This window comes from Pseudomonas sp. EA_105y_Pfl2_R69, assembly GCF_963970915.1.
In the GTDB taxonomy this organism is placed as follows: Bacteria; Pseudomonadota; Gammaproteobacteria; order Pseudomonadales; family Pseudomonadaceae; genus Aquipseudomonas.
In genome coordinates, this window is the sequence record NZ_CAXAOO010000010.1 from 97,745 (window position 1) to 118,115 (window position 20,371).

Consider the following 20,371-nt stretch of genomic DNA (forward strand, 5'->3'; position numbering starts at 1 on the left):
GATGCTCAATCTTTATCACGCCCCTGACCTGGAAACCCTCGGCGCACTGGCCACTCGCCTGCTCGCCACGCCGATGCGCGAGCCCTTTGCGCCGGCACTGGTGGTGGTGCCGAGTCAGGGCATGGGGCGCTGGCTGACCCTGGAGCTGGCGCGCAAGCAGGGCATCGCCATGCAGCTGGAGGTGCAACTGCCGGCCAAGTTCGTCTGGGATATGTCGCGCCTGGCCCTGGGTCAGCTGCCGGAGCAATCGGCCTTTAGTCCCAGCAGCCTGAGCTGGCGGCTGTATGACTGGCTGTGCGAGCCAGCCAATCTGGCCGAGGCACCACGCCTGGCGCATTATCTGCAAGGTGGCGATGAGCGGCGAAGGCTGTCGCTTGCCGTGAAGATCGCCGACGTATTCGACCAATACCTGCTGTATCGCGACGACTGGCTGGCCGCTTGGGAACGCAACGAGCTGCAGGACCTCGGCCCGGACGAAGCCTGGCAGGCGCTGCTCTGGCGCGAGCTGACCCGCGACGGCCATCCGCACCGTGCCCGTTTGCTCGAGGAGCTGCTCGCCCGTCTGCATCAGCCCGAGCCCATCGCCGGTTTGCCCGAGCGAGTAGTGGTGTTCGGCATCAGCTCGCTGCCGCCGCACCATATGCGCGTGCTGGAAGGCCTGGCGCGGCATACGGACGTGATCATCTTCGCCCTCAACCCGTGCCGCGAGGCCTGGGGCGAGATTCGCGATATCCGTGAGCTGGCGCGGCAACCCGAGGCCAGCCCCGAGGACTGGTATCTGGATGTCGGCCACCCGCTACTGGCGAGCCTGGGTAAGCAGGGCCGCGACTTCTTCGACAGCCTGTTCAGCCTGGCTTCCAGTGAAGGCAGCCAGGAAATCGGCCTGTATTCCGAGGATGACGACCTGCACGACGCCAGCCTGCTGCAGGCGCTGCAGAACGATATTCTGCGCCTGCGCACCCGCACTGCCGAAGAGCGCTTGGTGCTGCGTGAGGACGACCGCTCGCTGGAGCTGCATATCGCCCACTCGCCGCTGCGCGAGGTGGAAATCCTCCATGACCAGCTGCTGGCGCGCTTTGCCGCCGACCCCGGCCTGACCCCGGATCAGGTGGTGGTGCTGACCCCTGATATCGAGCGTTACGCGCCCTATATCGAAGCGGTGTTTGCCCCGCGCGAAGGCGTGCCACGAATCCCCTTCAGCCTGGCCGACCGCAGCCTGCGCGCGGAAATCCCCCTGATCGAAGCCTTTCTCAACCTGCTGGCGCTGCCGGACAGCCGCTTCGCCGCCGAGGAAATTCTCGCCTGGCTGGAGCAGCCGGCCATCGCCCGCCGCGCCGGTATCGAAGCCGAAGATTTACCCCTGTTGCGCGACTGGCTGCGCGAAGCCGGGGTGCGCTGGGGGCGTGACGGCGCGCACCGCGAGCAGCTGGGCCTGCCGGCCGATGCCGCGTTTACCTGGCGGCAGGGCCTGGATCGCCTGCTGCTGGGCTTTGCCGCGCCGCCGCAGCTTGCCGGCCTGGGCGCGCCGCTGCTGGGGGCCAGCTGGCCGCTGGATGCTTTGGAAGGCGGTCGTGCGCAACTGCTCGGTCGCCTGGCCGGCTTTGTCGAGCGCCTGGCCGCCCTGGCGCAGGGTCTGCAACGGCAACGGCCGCTGAGTGAATGGGCGCAAAGCCTGCAACAGCTGGTCGACCAGCTGTTCGACGAGCGCGAGGCCGGCGACACCCTGTTGCTGTTGTCCAAAGCCTGCGCCGCGCTCAAGGAGCAGGCCGATGCGTCCGGGGTCGAGCGGCCGATCGAGCTGGCGCTGATTCGCCAGCAGCTGACCGCCGCCTTGGAGCAGGGCAGCGCCGCCTCCGGCTTTCTCACCGGCGCGGTGACCTTCTGCACCATGGTGCCGATGCGCAGCCTGCCGTTTCGCCTGGTCTGCCTGCTCGGCCTGGACGACGGCGCGCTGCCACGCCGCACCCCGGCAGCCGGCTTCGACCTGATCGGCCAGAAACCCCGGCGCGGTGACCGCGCCCGCCGCCTGGACGACCGCTACCTGTTGCTGGAAACCCTGCTCTCGGCCCGTGGCGGCCTGTACCTCAGCTATGTCGGTCGCGACCCGCGCAGCAACGCCGAACTGCCGCCCTCGGTGCTGGTCAGCGAGCTGCTGGATGTGATCGACCTCACCGCAGTGACAACCGCAGAGCAAAAAGCCAGCGCGCGTATCACCCACCAGCACCCGCTGCAGCCCTTCGCCCCAGGCAACTTCGCCGGCAACCGCCATGCCGGCTTTGCCGCGCCCTGGTTCCGCGCCGCGCAGCGCCTAAGCCAGGCTGTCGAGGCCCCTGCGCCCTTCGCTAGCAAGCTCGATGAGCCGGACAAGGACTGGCCGGGCGGCGCTCCGCTAAGCATCGAGCCGAGCCAGTTGATCCACTGCTTCAAGCACCCGGCGCGCTACCTGCTGGAACAACGCCTCGGTCTGCGTCTGGCGCAGGCAGAGGAAACCCTGGCCGGCGACGAGCCGTTCAGCGTCGAGTGGACCAGCCAGCACGGCCTGCGCCAGCTGGCGTTGCAGGCCATCGAGCAGGGCTGGAGCGAGCGTCAGGAACGTGCGGTGGCCGCCGCCTCCGGCTGGCTGCCGGTGGGCGAGCTGGGTCAGGCGCACTGGGGGCAGATTCGCGGGCCGATCCGCGCCTTCGCCCCGACCCTGTTCGACGAGCGCCCGGAGGATACGCCGCAGCCGCTGCTGGTGGATCTGCAACTGGCCGGCGTGCGCATCCATGGCTGGCTCGATGGCGTGACCAGTGCAGGCTTGTTCGACTATCGCCTGCGCGATCTGGGGGCCTGGGAGCTGGCCCCCTTCTGGTTGCGCCATTTGCTGCTTAGCTGCGTCGCCACGCCCGGCATCAGCCGCGACAGCCGCCTGCTGTCGCCGAAAAGCGAATGGCGACTCGGTCCGCTGGCCGACGCCCGTGGGCTGCTGTTGCCCTGGCTGGAAGCCTACAAGAGTGCCCTCTGCGAACCCCTGCCGCTGTTTGCCAAATGCAGCCACGGCTTCGCCCGCAAATGGCGCAAACCGGGCCGCAAGGAGCCGATTGACGCCGCCCGCAGCGAAGCGCGGCTGATGTGGCAGGGCAACGACCATATGACCGGCGAAGGTCAGGACCCCTGGAACGCCCTGGCCTTCCGCGATATAGATGCGCTGGACGAACGCTTCGAGGCCCTCGCCGAGCAGCTCTACGGCCCGGCCCTGGATGCCCTGCACGGCAGTGACGAGGACGAAGCATGAGCAGCGCCAGCCTTAACCTGCTGCAGGACAGCTTCAGCGGCCGCTCGCTGATCGAGGCCAGCGCCGGCACCGGCAAGACCTGGACCCTGACCGCGCTGTATGCCCGTCTGCTGCTGGAGAAACAGCTCGGCGTCAGCCAGATTCTGGTGGTGACCTTTACCACCGCCGCCACTGCCGAGCTGCGCGAGCGCATCCGCAAACGGCTGGCCGAGTTGCTGGCGGTGTACGACGGGGTTGCCAGCGATGATCAGTTGCTCAACGATCTGCATGCCCAATATCCGGATCCGGCCAGCCATCGGCGTTTGCTGTTGGCGGTGCACGGCTTCGATGAGGCGGCGATCTTCACCATCCACGGTTTCTGCCAGCGCGCGCTGCAGGACGCCGCATTCGAGGCCGGTGGCGATTTCGACAACGAGCTGACCCATGACGACCGTGAGATTATCGATGCCCTGCTCGCCGACCTCTGGCGGCATGAGCTGGCCGCCGCCGAACCGGAATGGGCGGCCTTTCTGGTGCAGCAGAAGATCACCCCGCAGAGCCTGCGCAAGCGTCTGCGCAATCACCTGGGCAAGCCCTATCTGCGTATCGAGCCGCAACCCGGTGCCAGCAGCGAGATGAGCGCATTGCGCGCCGCCTGGCAGCAGGCGCGCGACAGTTGGCTAAGTGAAAGCGCGGCCTGGCTGGCGCAGCTCAAGGCCTTCGACGGCTTCAAGAGCAATATGTGCAACCCGGCCAAGCTGAGTGTCTGGCAGGCCGAGCTGGATGGTTATTTCAGCGATGCCGCGGCGCTGTTCAGCAAAACCGAGGCGCACCGCCGCTTGGCCCGCGAGGGCCTGAACAAGGCCAGCAAGAAGGGCTGCGAAGCGCCGGCCAATCCGCTGGCCGCTGCATTGCAGGAACTCTGCGATGCGCTGGATACGGCGCAGCCCGAGGCCGAGCAACGGCTGATTGACCTGCAGGTACGGCTGATCGGTCAGCTCAACGAGCAACTGCCGGCGCGCAAGGCGGCGCAGCGCCTGCTGGCCTTCGACGATCTGCTCAACAAGCTGCAGCAGGCGCTGCAGGGCGAGGGCGGCGAACACCTGGCGACAACCCTGCGCGCGCAGTACCCGGTGGCGTTGATCGACGAGTTTCAGGACACCGACCCGGTGCAGTACCGGGTGTTTCACCGGATCTACCAAGACAATGGGGACCTGTGTTTTGTCGGCGACCCCAAGCAGGCCATCTATGCGTTTCGCGGTGCCGACCTGGCGACCTACCTCAAAGCCCGCAGCGAAGCCGCGCGGCAATACAGCCTGGCCACCAACCACCGCTCCACCCCCGAGCTGATCGCCGCACTGAACCAGCTGTTCGACCGGCCTATGCCCTTTGCCGAACCGGGCCTGGCCTATCAGCAGGTCGGGGCCAGCGAGCGCCCGCGCCCGCAGCTGGTGCTGCCGACGCTTGAGGGCGAAGCCGACGCACCGCTGGCGCTGGTCTGGCTGGATAACGACCATCTGGGCAAGGGCGAAGCCGGCAGCCTGGTGGCGCGCGATACGGCGCGACGTATCGCTGCGGTGCTTAGCGCCAGCAGTCAGGGCCAGGCGTATTTTGAAAATAAAGGCGGCGAACAGGGCGGCACACGTACACCGCTAAAAGGCGGCGATATTGCCGTATTGGTCGCCAGCCACCGTCAGGCCGGCGAGGTGGCCGCGGAACTGGCCGCCCGTGGCGTGCCCAGCGTGCGCCGCGGCAAGGAAAATGTCTGGCACAGCGAAGAGGCCGCCGAGTTGGCCGCGGTGCTGGCCGCCTATGCCGAGCCGGGCCGCGAAGGCGCGTTGCGCTATGCCCTGGCCAGCCGCCTGCTGGGCCGCAGCGCGCAGGTGCTGGCCGCCTGCGCCGAGGATGCCCAGGCCTGGGACCGTGAGCGCGAAGACGCCGAGCGCTATCACCAGCTGTGGCAGCAACAGGGCTTTATGCGCGCCTTTCGCGCCTGGCTGGACGAGCAGCAGGTCGCCCCGCGCCTGCTGGCCCTGGTCGATGGCGAGCGCCGCCTGACCAACCTGCTGCACCTGGCCGAACTGCTGCAGACCGAGAGCCTGCAGCGCCCCGGCCTGGAGCAGTTGCTCGCCTGGTTCAACGCCCAGCGCAGCGCCGAAGCCCATGGCGAGGACGCCCTGTTGCGCCTGGAAAGCGATGCCGAGCGGGTGCAGATCGTCACCATCCACACCTCCAAGGGCCTGGAATACCCCCTGGTGTTCTGCCCCTACCTGTGGGACGGCGCGCTGCTGCGCCAGTTTGAGGACATCAGCTGCCACGCCGACGACGGCACGCCGCTGCTGGACCTGGGCGGCGAGCAGTTCGACGCGCACCGCGAGCGCGCCCGCCATGAGCGCTTCGCCGAGAAACTGCGGCTGACCTACGTGGCCCTGACCCGCGCCCGTGACCGTCTCTGGCTGCACTGGGGGCCAGTGGACTGCAAACCCAGAAAGGACGGCAGCCTCGGCGACAGCGGCCTGCACAGCAGCGCCCTGGCCTGGCTGCTGCACGGCCGCCAGTTGCCGGGTGAGGATGCCCTGGCCGAGCTCGCCGGCCATCTGCAGAGCTTGAGCCCACAGGGCTTGCGGGCGGAGGTCGAGCAGCTGATCGCCAGCAGCCAGGGCCAGATGGTCATCCAGCCGTTGCGTGAAGGCGAGGTCAGCGCCGCCGGCGAGCAGCGCGCGCCGGCCCCGCATCAGCTCGCCAGCCTGCAACGCAGCTTGCACAGCGCCTGGCGTATCGGCAGCTTCTCAGGGCTGGCCGCCGGCATGCATATGGAAGCCCCGGACCGCGACGGTCTGGTTATGCCGGATGCCAGCGAACCGGGCACGGGTTTCTTCGCCTTCCCCCGCGGCGCACGGGCCGGTACCTGCCTGCATGCGATCCTCGAAGACTGGGCCAGAGGCAAGGCGGGTCTGGCCGAGCTGATCGAACCAGGGCTAAGCGGCCATGGCATTAGCAGCGACTGGAGCGCCGTGGCGCTTGAGCAGCTGCAGCAGGTGATCGACGCCAATCTGGATGGCCAGGGCCTGACATTGGCTGGCCTAAATCCAACCCGGCGCTTGCCCGAACTGGGCTTTACCTTCCCCCTCGCCGGGCTGGATGTGCAGCGCCTGCGGGGGATTCTCTGCGACCCGGCCCATGGCCTGGCCGCGCCCATGCGCGAGGCGGCGGCGCGTCTGGAGTTCGACAGCCTCAAGGGCTTCCTCAAGGGCTTTATCGACCTGACCTTCGAGCACGACGGGCGCTGGTATATCGCCGACTACAAGTCCAACTGGCTCGGCCCGGACGCCAGCTACTACGGCGGCGAACGCCTGCTGCAGGCCCTGGCCGCCGAGCACTATTACCTGCAGTACCTGATCTATCTGGTGGCGCTGCGGCGTTTCCTCCGTCAGCGTCTGGACGACTTCCAGAATCACCAGCTGGGTGGGGCCTATTACCTGTTTCTGCGCGGTATGCCGGCCGCCGGGGTGTATTTTTCGCGGCCCGACGATGGCCTGCTGGATGCGCTGGATGCGTTGTTCGCGGAGGGCAGATGATGTTGCCTGGTAGCCCGGATGCAATCCGGGAAAGGTTTTCGCGCCGTCTGACTCATGCCCCGGATTGCATCCGGGCTACGGGATCGACAGGGATTGTCTGTGTAGGGTGGATGACGCTCTTTTCATCCACCACTGTTAACGGTGGATGGGTGAAGCGTCATCCACCGTACGGGAGGGCAATATGAATCTTGCTGACTTGCCCCTTGGCCCGCTGGAGCGTGCCCTGGTCGACAGCCTGCAGCGCCTCGAACCGGCGGCATCGCCGGTGCTGCTGGCGTCGGCGGCGCTGCTCTGCATGGCCCTGGACCAGGGCGATGTGTGCCTGCCCCTGGCGCGGCTGGCCGGGCAGCGACCCTGGCCCGAGCACGAGTTCCGCGTGCCGGCGCTGGCCGACTGGCAGGCGCAGCTGCAAGCCTCGGCCCTGGTCGGCGCGGATGGCGCGTTCACCCCGTTGATTCTCGACGGTGGCCGTCTCTACCTGGCCCGCTACCAGGCCTACGAGCGTCAGTTGGCAACCCAGCTGCTGCAGCGCGCCGCCGACCTGCCCGAGGTCGACGAGGCGCAGCTCAGTGAAAGCCTGGGCCGGTTGTTCGCCTTTAACCAGCAACAGCCGGACTGGCAGCGCCTGGCCGCCGCTCAGGCGGTACGGCGCAAGCTGGCGGTGATCTCCGGCGGCCCCGGCACCGGCAAGACCACCACCGTGGTGCGCCTGCTGGCGGCCCTGCTGGAACAACCCGGTTGTGAGCATCTGGCCATCGGTCTGGCCGCGCCGACGGGCAAGGCCGCCGCGCGGATGGCCGAAGCGATCCGCAATGCCAAGGCCGCGCTGCCGGTCAGTGAGGCGATCAAGGCGGCGCTGCCGGATGAGGCGCGCACCTTGCACCGCCTGCTCGGCAGCCGGGGCGACAGCCCGCAGGTGCGGCATCACGCGGCCAACCCACTGGCCCTGGATGTGCTGGTGGTGGACGAAGCCTCGATGGTCGACCTGGCGCTGATGGCCAAACTGCTCGACGCCCTGCCGCCCAGTGCGCGGCTGATTCTGCTCGGTGACAAGGACCAGCTGTGCGCCGTGGAAGCCGGCGCGGTATTCGCCGAACTGTGCGAGGGCCGTGGTTTCGACGCCCAGGCCGCCGGCGACCTGCAACGCATCACCGGCCAGCAGGTGGCGGTCGGCCAACCCGCCTCGCAGCTGGGCGATGCCGTGGTGTTGCTGACCCATAGCCATAGGTTCGCCGGCGACAGCGGCATCGGCGAGCTGGCGCGGCGGATCAACGGCGGCGATGTCAGCGGCACGCTTAATCTGCTCAAGGAAGACCGCAGCGACCTGGCCTGGAATGCCGCGCCGACGCCCAGCGACCTGCTGGAGCGCCTGGACCAGGGCTACGCGCCCTTTATCGCCGCCGCCAAAAGCGCCGAACCGGCTACCGCGTTCGCCGCCTTTAACGCCTTCCGCGTGCTCTGCGCCCAGCGCGAAGGCGTGTGGGGCGTGGCCGGCATCAACGAAGCGCTGGAGGCGCGGATCAAGCGCCGCAGCCAGGTGCCCAGCCGCGAGCGCTGGTACGTCGGGCGGCCGGTAATGGTGCGGCAGAACGACTACGCCCTGGGCCTGTTCAATGGCGATATCGGCATCTGCCTGCACACCGAATACGGGCTGCGCGTGTTCTTCGAGGGCGAGGACGGCTACCGGCCCTTCGCCCCGGCGCGCCTGCCCAGCCACGACAGCGCCTTCGCCATGACCGTGCACAAGAGCCAGGGCTCGGAGTTCAGCGAAGTGCTGCTGGTGCTGCCCGAACAACCCAGCCCGCTGCTGAGCCGCAGCCTGTTCTACACCGGCATCACCCGGGCCAAGCACCAGGTGGAAATCTGGGCCCTGCCGCCGCGCCTCGGCGAAGCGGTGGCGACCCGCGCCGAACGGGCGGCGGGCCTGGCCCAGCGTCTGCAACGGGTCGGCATGCCGCGCCCGCCAGCGCCCGAGGCCAACCCGGTTGGGCAACTCGATCTATTCTGACAGTTCACAAAATGGCCAACGGGCTCACGTCCGCTGGCGCAATAGCCGACCGACGGTTGCATCCCGGAGCGCGCTCGCCAAGAATGCGCCAAGCCTGCCCGGCATTGCGCCGGTAACCGATGGATTGCCCGCTTAGCGCAAGGAGACACCATGTTCGCCCGTCTGACCAATATCCTTAAAGGCATGCTGTCGCTGTTTATCAAGGACATCGAGCGCAAGAACCCGGAGGCGTTGCTGGAGCTGGAGCAGGAGAACCTGCGCAAGCAGATCGCCAACTTCAACCAGGGCCTGGCCGCCCACGCCGGCCTGGCCGAGCGCCTGATGAGCCAGGTGCGCAAGCAGGAGACCGAGGAGCGCGAACTGCACGCGCGCACCACCGCCCACCTGCGCGCCGGCAACAAGGCGGCCGCCGCGCAGAACGCTCTGCGTCTGCAGAACCTGGCCCGCGAGCTGGAAGAGAACCGCCGCCAGCTGGCCCAGGCCGAAGAGACCTACCAGAACCTGACCAAGGCTCGCGAAGTGGCGGTGGCCGCCGCGCGCAGCAAGATCGAGGCGCTCAAGGGGGCGATCAACGACCTGCGCATGAAGACCGCCATGGCCGAGATGAACGAGATGGCCGCCGGCATGGTCAGCACCATCGGCGGCTCCGGCGACACCCTCAACCGTCTGCACGAGATGGTCGAGGAAGAGCGCACCCAGGCCGCCGGCCGTGCGCGCATGGCCCGCGATTCGATGGACATGAGCGAAGTGAACCTCAAGGAAGCCGAGATGGACGCCCTGGCCGATCAGGCCCTGGCCGACTTCGCTGCCAAGGAAGGCATCAGCCTGCCCGGTCAGGAGGCCAGCGAGGCCCCGGCGGCCAACCGCAGCATGGGCGGTAATCCGCAGTCGGAAAGTCAATAAACCATGGCCGGGCAATCGCCTGTACCGGCCTGGGTCGCCGAACTGCGCCTGGCCTATGAAAGCGCCGCACACGGCCAGTTTGTGCTGTACGGCAACGTCGCCGACCGTTTCCCCCTGGACGGTCGCCTGGTCAGCCTGACCCGTTACCTCGAAGCCAAGCTGCTTGGCACCTTCGATATCGTCTTTCTCTACGACCCCGGCAACGGCCTCAGCCTGCTGCGCGGCGGCGAGCGTTTTGCCCAGTGGCCAGCCGCGGCGCAGAGCCAATGGCCGCTGGACCCGCGCGAGGCGGTGCAGCTGATCAGCCGCTACCTGCGCTACCGCGCCAACCTGCAGGCCCTCGGCCGTGGCGACAGCGAGCATGTGGCGGTGATCTTGCGCGGTGCCGAGCTGGTCCTGCCGGCCAGCCGCCAGGGCGATTTCGCCAGCGCCAGCCTGGCCAGCCTGGTGCGCGACTGGGCCGCCGAGCCGCCGTTCGCCGATATGGCCTTCGCCAGCCTGCTGATCGCCGACAACCTCAACGACCTGCACCCGCTGGTGGCGGGTAACCCGCGCATCGACCGGGTGCAGGTGCCGCTGCCGGACGCCGACAGCCTGGGGCAGTGCCTGGCGCAATTGCGCCTGGACCATCCCGCTGCCTTTGCCGACGAAGACAACGGCACGGTGCAGGCCCTGGCCGGGGTCAGCCTCAGCGCCCTGGCCAGCCTGGTCAAGCGCCGCGCCCATGAGGGCCGGGTGCTCGGTGCCCGGGACTGGGCCGAAGCGAAGAAGGCGCTGGTGGAAATCGACAGCGCCGGCCTGGTGGAATTTATCGAGTCGAAACGCACCCTGGACGACTACCACGCCCAGGACGCGCTGAAGGTCTGGCTGCGTCAGGACATGGCGCTGTGGCAGGCCGCCGACCTGCGCGCACTGCCCAAGGGCTATATCTTTTGTGGCCCGGTGGGCACCGGCAAGACCTACCTGGTCGAGTGCCTGGCCGGCGAGGCCGGGGTGCCGGTGGTCAAGCTGAAGAACTTCCGCGACCGCTGGGTCGGCTCCAGCGAAGGCAATCTGGAGAAGATCTTCCGCCTGATCCGCGGCCTCGGCCGCTGCATCGTGTTTATCGACGAGGCCGACCAGAGCCTCGGCAAGCGCGACGGCGGCAGCGGCGACAGCGGCCTGTCCGGACGCCTGTACTCGATGATCGCCCAGGAAATGGGCGACGCCGACAACCGCGGCAAGGTGATCTGGATTCTCGCCTCCTCGCGCCCCGATCTGATTGAGGTGGACCTCAAGCGTCCGGGCCGGGTCGACGTGAAGATCCCGCTGCTGCCGACCACCACGGTCGCGGAAAGCGCGGCGCTGCTCAAGGCCCTGCTCAAACGCTTCGAACTCAAGCTGGAAAGCAAGGCGCTGGTGAAACTGCCGTTGCCGTTGCTGCTTACCCCGGGCGCGGCCGAGGCCCTGGCGGTCAAGGTCTACCGCCAGGTACGCACCGCGCAGATGGAACCCCTGGCGGCACTCGAACACTGCCTGCAGGGTTATCAGCCACCGGTGGCCGAGCAGGTGCTGCGCCTGCAGATGAGTATCGCCATTCGCGAGGCCACCGATATGGCCTTCGTGCCCGAATCCCTGCGCCATCTTGGCGAGGAGATCACCAGTCCATGAGCGCCGGGCGTTATCTCTGGGCCGCCTTCAACGCCCGTCCCCTGGGCATGCCGCTGCCGCCGAACTGGTTTGGCCTGGCCGCGTTCGGCCTGCTCGGGGCCTTTGTCAGCCCGGGGTTCTGGGTGCTGGGGGCCGGCCTGGAACTGGGCTATCTGCTGCTGTTGAGCGGTAGCGCGCGGTTTCGCCGCACGGTGGACGCCGAGCAGGCGCAGCCGGCCGATCCCGCCAGCCAGCGCTACGAGGCCACCCTGGCCCTGCTCGATGCCAGCCAGCGCGGCCGCCAGCAGGCGGTCGAGGCGCGGGCCCGCGAGGTGCTGCAGCTGCTCGCGCGCTCGCCGTTGATGGCCTCCCATGCTTCCAGCCTGGAGCAGCTGGTGTGGCTCAACCTGCGCCTGCTGGTCGCCGGCCAGGCACTGAATGGGGTGGTGGATACCGCCGCCCGGGACAGCACCGAGCTGCAACAGCAGGAAGACCAGATCGACGCGCGCCTGGCCGCCAGCGAACTGAACGACGAGCTGCGGCGTAGCCTGGAGCAGCAGAAGCAGGTGATTGACGCGCGCCAGGCGGCCCATGTCGAAGGCCTGCGGCGCAAGGAGCATGTGGACGCCGAATTGCAGCGTATCGAGCAGCAGATTGCCTTGATCCGCGAGCAGACCCTGCTGGCCACCGATGAGGAGCAGATCGGCGTGGCACTGAATGCCCTGACCAGCTCATTCAACGAGGCCAGCCGTTGGCTCAACAGCCAGCGCGACCTGCTCGGCGTGCTCGAACTCACCGAACACCAGGCCTTGCCGCGCTATGTCTTGCAGGGCCAGGGCGACCAGCCGACGCAAGGCCAGTCGCTTCGCCACTGATGGGCTGCTGCACCCAGGCTTATCCGGGTCACGGATCCGGGTAGGGTGGATGACGCTTCATCCATCCACCATCGACGATGGTGGATGAAAAAGGCGTCATCCACCCTACGTGGTCGCAGACCGTAGCCCGGATGCAATCCGGGAAGCGGTCCAGGCTGTGAACACTTTTGATAGGCGAGCCGCTGGCTCGCATCCGACAGGGAGAAGCGTCATGTATCTATCCACACCCGGGCAGCGCCAGTGCGGCAACGCCGCCGGCAAGCTGCTGACCATCTTGCTGGTGATCGGCCTGTTGGGGCTGGGAGCCTGGCTGGTCAGCAAGGATATGCTCGAAGAAGACGGCGGCAGCCTGCTTGGCGGCCTGCCCGCGAGCCTAGGCGGCAGCACCGGGCCCGAGCCGATCGAGCCGGTCAGCGGCACACCGACCCTGCAATCGGCCGCACCCTACGAGATGAAGAACAACATCATCGATGTCGACATGAGCGAGTACGCCGGTTACGGCGGCCTGATCGTCGCCAACGGTGGTCTCGCGCCCAACCCCGACTCCTTCTTCGCCAAGAAATATGGCTTTCAGCTGCGCCTGAGCAAGGGCGAAAGCGAGGAATGGTCGGCGCTGAACAACGGCCAGATGGCCGCTGTCGCCACCACCGCCGATGTGCTGGCGGTGCTCGGCCGCCAGTTCGAGGTCACGGTACCGGCGCAGATCGCCTTCTCTCGCGGGGCCGACCAGGTGGTGGTGGACAGCAGCATCGCCAGCGTCAACCAGCTCAAGGGCAAGGTGCTGGCCGCCACCCAGTTCAATGAAAGCGAGTTCTTTATTCGCTACCTGGCCAGCGAGGCCGGCGTGGCGGTCAAGGTGCTGCGCGATCTCGAGGCCCGTCCGGGGCCCAACGAGCTGGGCCTGGTATTCTACGAGGATGCCTTTATCGCCTGCGATGCCTATGTCGCCGAACTGGCCGGCGAGCAGCGCCTGAATGGCTGCGTCGGCTGGTCGCCGCGCACCGACCAGGCCGTGGCCGAATCCGCCGGCGCGGCGAAGATGCTGGTGTCCAACCGCAACCTGCTGGTGGTGGCCGATATTCTGGTGGTCAACAAGGGCTTCGCCAACGCCCACCCGCAGATCGTCAAAGGCCTGGTGCATGGCCTGCTGGAAGGCAACCGCCTGCTACGCGACGATCCCAAGAGCCACGCCGGGGTGGTCGCCCAGGCATTCGGCTGGACCGAGGAGGAAACCCTCGACGAGCTGAGCAAGGTGCACCTGAGCAACCTGCCGGAGAACCTGGCGTTCTTCGACGGCAGCATCGACTCGGCCGGCTCCTTCCAGGGCATTTTCCAGTCCTCGGTACTGGCCTATGGGGCGCTGATCCGCAACCCCGCCGACCCGGAGCGCTTTTCCGACCTGACGCACCTCAAGGCGCTGCAGCAGGACGGTCAGTTCCAGGGCCAGAGCATTGCCATCGCACCGATCCGCACCAGCGGCAAGGTCGCTCTGGAAGGCGACGCGCTGCTGAGCAAGGACATCCGCTTCTTCTTCGAGGCCAACTCGGCGGCCCTGGACAACCAGGCCAAGGACAATCAGGCCTACCTGGACACCATCAAGCAGTTTCTCCAGGTCAGCCCCGGCTCCATCGTCCTGTTGCGCGGCCATGTGGATAACGCCATGGTCGCCGACTTCGAACGCCAGGGCGGTTCGGCGCTGGTGCGCAGCATGGCGCTGAAGGCCATGGAGCTGTCCCGCCAGCGTACCCTGGCGGTCAAGACGGCGTTGCGGGCCCGTCACCCGGGCATCGCCGACGATCGCATCGAACTGGTCGGGCGCGGCTGGGAAGAACCCCTGGGCCAGGACAGTGAACAGAACCGCCGGGTCGAGGTACAGTGGTTTACCCTCGAATAAAGCCATAGCACCTGGATCTTGGCCTGATGCTGCAGCGTGTGCTGGTCTACCTGTTGTCGAGCCTGTGCCTCTGCGCCCAGGCCGACAACCTGCGCCTGGTCACCGGCGACGACTATGCGCCCTTTACCGGCCAGGCGCTGCCGGGGGGCGGCATGCTGACCCAGGTGGTGGCGGCGGTGCTGAGCGAACGCGGCCTCACCCACAGCCTGGACTGGCGGCCCTGGAACCGCGGCTACCTGAGGACCCTGCAGGGCGAATACGACGCCACCTACCCCTATGTCCGTACGCCGCAGCGGGAGCGGGAATACCTGTATTCCGCCGCCCTGTTTCTTGCCAATCAGCATATCTTCAGCCGCGCCGCCGAGCCCATCGAGCTGGACGATCCGGGCAGCCTGCAGGGCCTGCGCTTTTGTTATCCCCTGGGTTGGGAACCGCCGAGAGTTCTTCAGGCGCTGCTCGACCAGGGCTTGCTGACTCGCCATTCGCCAATCGGTCTCAAGGAGTGCGCACGCCTGCTGCTGCTCGGGCGGGATGATTTCTTTATCTCCGACCGGCACCTGGGGGAAACCGCGTTGCAGCTGACCGGTGCCGATCCGAGCCGGTTCCGCCGCTCCGTCAGTGCGATCAACAACAGCACTCTGCACCTGATAGTGCCGCGCAACCACCCGCAGGGGGCGTGGCTGATCGAGCAGTTCGACCTGGGCCTGCGTACCCTGCAGGGCAGCGGCCACTACCAGCAGCTGCTCGACAGTTATCTGCAGGCCAGAGACGCCGCCTTAACCGAGCAGCAGCAGTAACAGCGGCAAGCTGGCGGCCGCCAACAGCGTCTGCAGGGTGATGATGCCCGCCATCAGCTGGCTGTCGCCGCCCAGCTGGCGGGTCAGCACATAGGCGGTAGGGGCAGTCGGCAGGGCGAAGAACAGCACCAGCAGGGTGCTCTCCATCGCGGGCAACTGCAGCCCATAGGCCACCGCCCAGGCCAGCAGCGGCATGCCCAGCAGACGCAGCAGGCTGTTGCAGAACAGGGCCGAAACTTCGCCGCTCAACTGTTCGGGCTTCAATGCCGCGCCTACGCAGAGCAGGCCCAGCGGCAGGCTGGCGGCGGCCAGCAGGCAGAGCAGGCGCTCGCTGCCGCCAGGCAGGCCGAGGCCGCTGAGGTTGATCAGGGCTCCGGCCAGGCAGGCGAGAATCAGCGGATTCTTCAGGATCGGCAGCAGCAGGCTGCGCGCGCTGACGCCGCGCTCGGCGGTCAGCGACCAGACCGACAGCACGTTTACCGTGGGTACCATCAGGGCCAGCATCAGCGCGGCCATAGTCAGGCCTTGTTGGCCGAACAGGCTGCCCACTGCGGCCAGGCCCAGGTAGGTATTGAAGCGCAGGGTGCCCTGGCTGAAGGCCCCGAAACGCCCCGCCGGCCAGCCCCGCACCCGGCGCACCAGCAGCAGGGCCAGCCAGGCCAGGCCCAGGCCCAGCATGACCGCCAGGGCCAGCCGCGGTAGCGCGGGATTATCCAGCGGAGCGGTGGCCAGGCTGTTTAGCAGCAGGGCGGGAAACAGGATGAAGTAGTTCAGCCGTTCGGCACCGGGCCAGAACGCCTCGTTGGGAAAGGCCTGGCGGCGCAGCAGATAACCGGCGACTATCAGGGCGAACAAGGGCCATAAGGCCAGCAGCAATTCGAGCACGACAATCCCCGTCTAACAGCCCTATGAAAAACTACCTGTTAAGGCACAAGGGGCCCATCTTGAGCAGCCCGGGCGGGCGACGCAAGCAGCAGGCGGAAGAGGGAGGATAAAACCATGAGTTTATTGCACAGCGGCGGTTGCCACTGTGGCCGCCTGCGTTATCGCTTCGCCGCGCCCCTGACGGATATCGCCCACTGCCACTGTTCGGTCTGCCGGCGCAGCAGCGGCGGCATCCTCACCACCTGGATCACGGTGCCTCTGGCGAGCTTCCAGTGGCTGGCCGGCACGCCGACCGAGTACGCCTCGTCGGCCACCTGCACGCGCAGTTTCTGTCCGACCTGTGGTGCGCACCTGACCCTGTTCACCCGCCTCAGCCCACAGACCCTGGATGTAACCGTCGCCACCCTCGACCACCCGGAGCAGGCCCCGGCGGATCGACATATCTGGGTGCAGAGCGGTTTGCCCTGGCTGCAGGTCGACCCGCAGCTGCCCGAGGAGCAGCAGGAGCAGATTCCCTAGAGGGGGTTCTAGGGTAAAGCCTGACGCATACCCTGTAGGAGCGGTTGGGCGGCACTCCGCCTTGGCCGCGATCAGGGTTAAGCCAGCGCGGGCCAGCCCGCTCTTGCAATCTCGAGTGTTAAAGCGCCTTTTCAAACACCTGGGAGTTGCGCTGGTAGTTGTACAGCGAGGCGCGGGCGGCCGGCAGGCGATCGACGCTGCTCGGCACGAAGCCGCGCTCGCGGAACCAGTGGGCGGTACGGGTGGTGAGGACGAACAGGGTCTTCAGGCCTTGGTCCCGGGCTCGATCCTCGATGCGTTCGAGCAATTCGTCGCCGCGACCGCCATGGCGGTAAGACGGGTTGACCGCCAGGCAGGCCAGCTCGCCGAAGTCCGAGTCGGCAATCTGGTACAGCGCGGCGCAGGCGATGATCAGGCCTTCGCGTTCGACGATGCTGAACTGTTCGATCTCGCGCTCCAGCACCTCCCGCGAGCGGCGCACCAGAATGCCCTGGTCTTCCAGCGGGGTGATCAGTTCCATCAGGCCGCCGACGTCCTCGATGGTCGCCTCGCGCAAGGACTCGAACTGCTCCTGGGCCACCAGAGTGCCGTTGCCTGCACGGGTGAACAGTTCGCTGAGCAGCGCGCCGTCCTCGGCATAGCTGACGATATGGCTGCGGCGCACCCCGGCCTTGCAGGCTTCGGCGGCGGCGTCGAGCAGTTCGCCCTGGTAGCTGCTGCCCAGGCGCAGCAGGTGCTGCGGTACCTGCTGTGGGCGCAGCTCGCGGACCAGGCGGCCGTTCTCGTCGAGCAGGCCGCTCTCGGCCCCGAACAGCAGCAGCTTGTCGGCGTCCAGGTCGATGGCGGCGCGGGTGGCGACGTCTTCGCAGGCCAGGTTGAAGATTTCCCCGGTGGGCGAATAGCCCAGCGGCGACAGCAGCACGATGCTGCGCTCATCCAGCTGGCGATTGATGCCCTTGCGGTCGATGCGCCGCACTTCGCCGGTGTGGTGGTAATCGACGCCATCGACCACGCCGATCGGCCGCGCGGTGACGAAGTTGCCGCTGGTGATGCGCAGGCGCGAGCCCTGCATGGGCGAGCGCGCCATGTCCATCGACAGGCGCGCCTCGATGGCGATACGCAACTGGCCCACGGCGTCGATGACGCACTCCAGGGTCGGCCCGTCGGTCACCCGCAGGTCGCGGTAGAAATGTGGGGTCAGGCCCTGGTTGGCCAGGCGCGCCTCGATCTGCGGGCGCGAGCCGTGGACCAGCACCAGGCGCACGCCGAGGCTGTGCAGCAGCACCAGGTCGTGAACGATATTGCCGAAATTCGGGTGGGCGACGCCCTCGCCCGGCAACATCACCACAAAGGTGCAGTCGCGGTGGGCATTGATATAGGGCGAAGCGTGGCGGAGCCAATTGACGTGGTCGTGCATTGCTTGAAGAGCCTGTGTCGAGTATGGAACGCATGGATTGGCGCGGGTGCGCCAGACGAGGCAGCCGGGAGCGGTTTTATCGTCGCAGTTGGGGCAGCTTCACGCGTTCTCTCCTCCAGATGGCACCGTCTGTTTGGTGTGCAGGCAGTAATGCTCGATCAGTTGTTGCAGCAGACGCACGGTCGGCTGCAAACGTGACATTTCCAGGTATTCCCCGGGCTGGTGGGCGCAGTCGATATCGCCGGGGCCGAGCACCAGGGTTTCGCAACCGAGCTGCTGAAGATAAGGCGCTTCGGTGGCAAATGCTACCGCACAGGCGCTGTGCCCGGTGAGGCGTTCGGCGAGGCGCACCAGCTCAGTGTCGGCGCTTTGCTCGAAGGGTGGCACGCTGGGGAACAGCGGGGCGTAGTCGATCTTGACTCGATGCCGCTCGGCCAGCGGCTGCAGCTTCTGGCGGATCGCCGCGCGCAGCGCCTGCGGGTCCATGCCGGGCAGCGGGCGCAGGTCGAATTCCAGCGAGCACTGGCCGCAGATGCGGTTGGGGTTGTCGCCGCCGTGGATGCAGCCCAGATTCAGGGTCGGCACCGGCACGCTGAACTGCGGGTTGTTGAATTCGCCCTGCCACTGGCTGCGCAGGCCGCGCAACTCGGCAATCACGTCCTGCATGGCTTCCAGGGCGCTGTGGCCGAGGCTGGGATCGGAGGAATGGCCGCTCTGGCCGAGGATGTCGATGCGCTCCATCATGATGCCCTTGTGCAGGCGGATGGGCTTGAGCCCGGTCGGCTCGCCGATCACCGCCGCGCGTCCCAGTGGCCGCCCAGCCTCGGCCAGGGCGCGGGCCCCGGCCATCGAGCTTTCTTCGTCGCAGGTGGCGAGGATCAGCAGCGGCTGGCGGAAGCGCTGCGTCAGCAGCGGTTGCACCGCCTCGATGATCAGGGCGAAGAAGCCCTTCATGTCGCAGCTGCCCAGGCCCACCCAGCGGCCGTCGATTTCGGTCAGCTTGAGCGGATCGCTCTGCCACAGCGCGGCGTCGAACGGCACGGTGTCGCTGTGCCCGGCCAGCACCAGACCGCCGGGGCCGCTGCCATAGCTGGCGAGCAGATTGAATTTGCCGGGGGAGACTTGCTGCACTTCGCAGGCGAAACCGAGGTCGCCGAGCCAGCTCGACAGCAACTCGATCACGGCGCGGTTGGATTGGTCCCAGTGGGCCTGGGTGCAGCTCACCGACGGCGTGGCGATCAGCGCGGCGAATTGTTCTTTGAAGGAGGGCAGGGGCATCGGCGGTCTCCACGGGCGAGGCCCCATCATAGGGCCATCGCCTGCAGAGATAAAACGGCCCGTTAGAGGAAGATGCCGCGCAGGATATAGAAGAACACGATGGCCAGGGCTGCACCCACCGGCAGGGTGATCAGCCAGGACATAAAGATCTTGCCGATCACACCCAGGTTCAGCGCGCCGATACCGCGGGCCAGGCCGACGCCCAGTACCGCACCAACCAGGGTGTGGGTGGTGGACACCGGCAGGCCGATGGCCGAGGCCCCGACCACGGTGGTGGCGGTGGCCAACTCGGCGGCGAAGCCACGGCTCGGGGTCAGCTCGGTGATCTGCTTGCCGATGGTGGCGATCACCTTGTAGCCATAGGTGGCCAGGCCGATAACGATACCGATGGCACCGAGCAGCAGCACCCAGGCCGGCAGTGCCGCCTTGGCCCCGACCGCTTCGCCGCCGGACTGGATCACCCCGACGATGGCCGCCAGCGGGCCGACGGCGTTGGCCACGTCGTTGGAACCGTGGGCGAAGGCCATGGAGCAGGCGGTAAAGATCATCAGCACGGCGAAGACTTTTTCCACGCTGGCATAGTGGAAGTCCTTGTCCGCCTCGAGGTCGATCTTGATCCGGCTGAGCAGGCCGATACCCAGCAGCATCACCAGTACCCCTACACCTGCGGCCAGAAAGAAACCTTCGGTGCCGGAGAGGTTGAGGCCGATATGCTTGAGGCCCTTGGTCACGGTCACCAGGCTGACCATAAAGCCGGTGGCGAACATATACAGCGGCACGAAACGCTTGGCGTTGACGAAGGGCTCATCGGTATCGATGATCAGCCGCTGCACGCTGACGAACAGGCCGAAGGCGACGGTGCCGGAGAGTACTGGCGAGACCACCCAGCTGGCCACGATCGGGCCGACGCCGGCCCAGTTGACCGCATCCATGGACACGCCGACGGCGGCGAAGCCGATCACCGCGCCGACGATGGAGTGGGTGGTGGACACCGGCCAGCCACGGGTCGAGGCGATCAGCAGCCAGGTGCCGGCCGCCAGCAGCGCCGACATCATGCCCAGCACCATCAGGTCCGGGGTGATCATCGAGGCGTCGACAATCCCGCTCTTGATGGTTTCGGTGACCTGGCCGCCGGCCAGATAGGCCCCGGCGAACTCGAACACCATGGCAATCAGGATCGCCTGCTTGATGGTCAGTGCGCGGGAACCCACCGAGGTGCCCATGGCATTGGCCACGTCGTTGGCACCCACGCCCCAGGCCATGAAAAAGCCGAAGAGACAGGCGAGCAGCAGAAGTACGAGGCCGTAGTCCGCAATCAGAGACATAAATAATTAA

General features: G+C 67.1%; 13 protein-coding genes. 9 read left to right on the plus strand and 4 right to left on the minus strand.

From position 1 onward, the window contains the following. Nucleotide 1: 1 nt before the first annotated feature. The 8 genes from recC to AACY13_RS21975 all read left to right on the plus strand — a co-directional run bounded on the left by recC (nt 2) and on the right by AACY13_RS21975 (nt 14,937). The gene (recC, locus tag AACY13_RS21940; protein WP_339463714.1) at nt 2–3,274 is read left to right on the plus strand and encodes an exodeoxyribonuclease V subunit gamma; all 3,273 of its coding nucleotides are present in this window, start codon (nt 2–4) and stop codon (nt 3,272–3,274) included. Then, nucleotides 3,271–6,831, plus strand: a complete 3,561-nt coding sequence (gene recB / locus AACY13_RS21945) for an exodeoxyribonuclease V subunit beta (RefSeq protein WP_339463715.1) — start codon at nt 3,271–3,273, stop codon at nt 6,829–6,831. Before recC ends, recB begins: the two co-directional genes overlap by 4 nt. Before the next feature lie 181 nt (nt 6,832–7,012). Next, complete coding sequence (gene recD, locus AACY13_RS21950) at nt 7,013–8,839, plus strand: exodeoxyribonuclease V subunit alpha (RefSeq protein WP_339463716.1); 1,827 nt, start codon at nt 7,013–7,015, stop codon at nt 8,837–8,839. Nucleotides 8,840–8,989: 150 nt separating this feature from the next. Then, entirely contained in the window at nt 8,990–9,742 is a 753-nt protein-coding gene (locus tag AACY13_RS21955; protein ID WP_339463717.1) for a PspA/IM30 family protein, read from the plus strand. A 3-nt stretch (nt 9,743–9,745) separates the two neighbouring features. Then, on the plus strand, nt 9,746–11,392 hold the full coding sequence (locus tag AACY13_RS21960) for an AAA family ATPase (RefSeq protein WP_339463718.1): 1,647 nt from the start codon (nt 9,746–9,748) through the stop codon (nt 11,390–11,392). After that, the gene (locus AACY13_RS21965) at nt 11,389–12,246 is read left to right on the plus strand and encodes a hypothetical protein (RefSeq protein ID WP_339463719.1); all 858 of its coding nucleotides are present in this window, start codon (nt 11,389–11,391) and stop codon (nt 12,244–12,246) included. The genes AACY13_RS21960 and AACY13_RS21965 overlap by 4 nt, the downstream gene beginning before the upstream one ends. Nucleotides 12,247–12,457: 211 nt before the next feature. Next, a complete protein-coding gene (locus AACY13_RS21970; RefSeq protein ID WP_339463720.1) occupies nt 12,458–14,140 on the plus strand; it encodes a phosphate ABC transporter substrate-binding/OmpA family protein in 1,683 nt (560 codons plus the stop codon). A gap of 26 nt (nt 14,141–14,166) precedes the next feature. After that, nucleotides 14,167–14,937 (plus strand): substrate-binding periplasmic protein, encoded by a 771-nt coding sequence (locus tag AACY13_RS21975; protein ID WP_339463721.1) that lies wholly within the window; start codon nt 14,167–14,169, stop codon nt 14,935–14,937. On the opposite strand, the gene AACY13_RS21980 is transcribed toward AACY13_RS21975, so the two are convergent. Further along, the gene (locus AACY13_RS21980) at nt 14,917–15,822 is read right to left on the minus strand and encodes an AEC family transporter (protein ID WP_339463722.1); all 906 of its coding nucleotides are present in this window, start codon (nt 15,820–15,822) and stop codon (nt 14,917–14,919) included. The two genes, AACY13_RS21975 and AACY13_RS21980, sit on opposite strands and share 21 nt — an antisense overlap. 114 nt (nt 15,823–15,936) lie before the next feature. Here AACY13_RS21980 and AACY13_RS21985 point away from each other — a divergent pair, with 114 nt between their 5' ends. After that, nucleotides 15,937–16,341, plus strand: a complete 405-nt coding sequence (locus tag AACY13_RS21985) for a GFA family protein (protein WP_339463723.1) — start codon at nt 15,937–15,939, stop codon at nt 16,339–16,341. A 118-nt stretch (nt 16,342–16,459) separates the two neighbouring features. On the opposite strand, the gene argA is transcribed toward AACY13_RS21985, so the two are convergent. The 3 genes from argA to AACY13_RS22000 form a co-directional block, all read right to left on the minus strand. Further along, nucleotides 16,460–17,758: an amino-acid N-acetyltransferase gene (gene argA, locus AACY13_RS21990; protein WP_339463724.1), complete on the minus strand. Its 1,299-nt coding sequence runs from the start codon at nt 17,756–17,758 to the stop codon at nt 16,460–16,462. 99 nt (nt 17,759–17,857) lie between these two features. Further along, on the minus strand, nt 17,858–19,036 hold the full coding sequence (gene argE, locus AACY13_RS21995) for an acetylornithine deacetylase (protein ID WP_339463725.1): 1,179 nt from the start codon (nt 19,034–19,036) through the stop codon (nt 17,858–17,860). A 62-nt stretch (nt 19,037–19,098) separates the two neighbouring features. Then, a complete protein-coding gene (locus AACY13_RS22000) occupies nt 19,099–20,361 on the minus strand; it encodes an inorganic phosphate transporter (RefSeq protein WP_339463726.1) in 1,263 nt (420 codons plus the stop codon). Nucleotides 20,362–20,371: the final 10 nt, after the last annotated feature.

Bases quoted from the DNA above. Each gene is read 5' to 3' on its own strand.
- argA (WP_339463724.1), bottom strand. From the start codon at position 17,758: ATGCACGACCACGTCAATTGGCTCCGCCACGCTTCGCCCTATATCAAT.
- AACY13_RS21970 (WP_339463720.1), top strand. From the start codon at position 12,458: ATGTATCTATCCACACCCGGGCAGCGCCAGTGCGGCAACGCCGCCGGC.
- AACY13_RS21955 (WP_339463717.1), top strand. From the start codon at position 8,990: ATGTTCGCCCGTCTGACCAATATCCTTAAAGGCATGCTGTCGCTGTTT.
- AACY13_RS21975 (WP_339463721.1), top strand. From the start codon at position 14,167: ATGCTGCAGCGTGTGCTGGTCTACCTGTTGTCGAGCCTGTGCCTCTGC.
- recC (WP_339463714.1), top strand. From the start codon at position 2: ATGCTCAATCTTTATCACGCCCCTGACCTGGAAACCCTCGGCGCACTG.
- argE (WP_339463725.1), bottom strand. From the start codon at position 19,036: ATGCCCCTGCCCTCCTTCAAAGAACAATTCGCCGCGCTGATCGCCACG.
- AACY13_RS21985 (WP_339463723.1), top strand. From the start codon at position 15,937: ATGAGTTTATTGCACAGCGGCGGTTGCCACTGTGGCCGCCTGCGTTAT.
- AACY13_RS21960 (WP_339463718.1), top strand. From the start codon at position 9,746: ATGGCCGGGCAATCGCCTGTACCGGCCTGGGTCGCCGAACTGCGCCTG.
- recB (WP_339463715.1), top strand. From the start codon at position 3,271: ATGAGCAGCGCCAGCCTTAACCTGCTGCAGGACAGCTTCAGCGGCCGC.
- AACY13_RS22000 (WP_339463726.1), bottom strand. From the start codon at position 20,361: ATGTCTCTGATTGCGGACTACGGCCTCGTACTTCTGCTGCTCGCCTGT.
- recD (WP_339463716.1), top strand. From the start codon at position 7,013: ATGAATCTTGCTGACTTGCCCCTTGGCCCGCTGGAGCGTGCCCTGGTC.
- AACY13_RS21965 (WP_339463719.1), top strand. From the start codon at position 11,389: ATGAGCGCCGGGCGTTATCTCTGGGCCGCCTTCAACGCCCGTCCCCTG.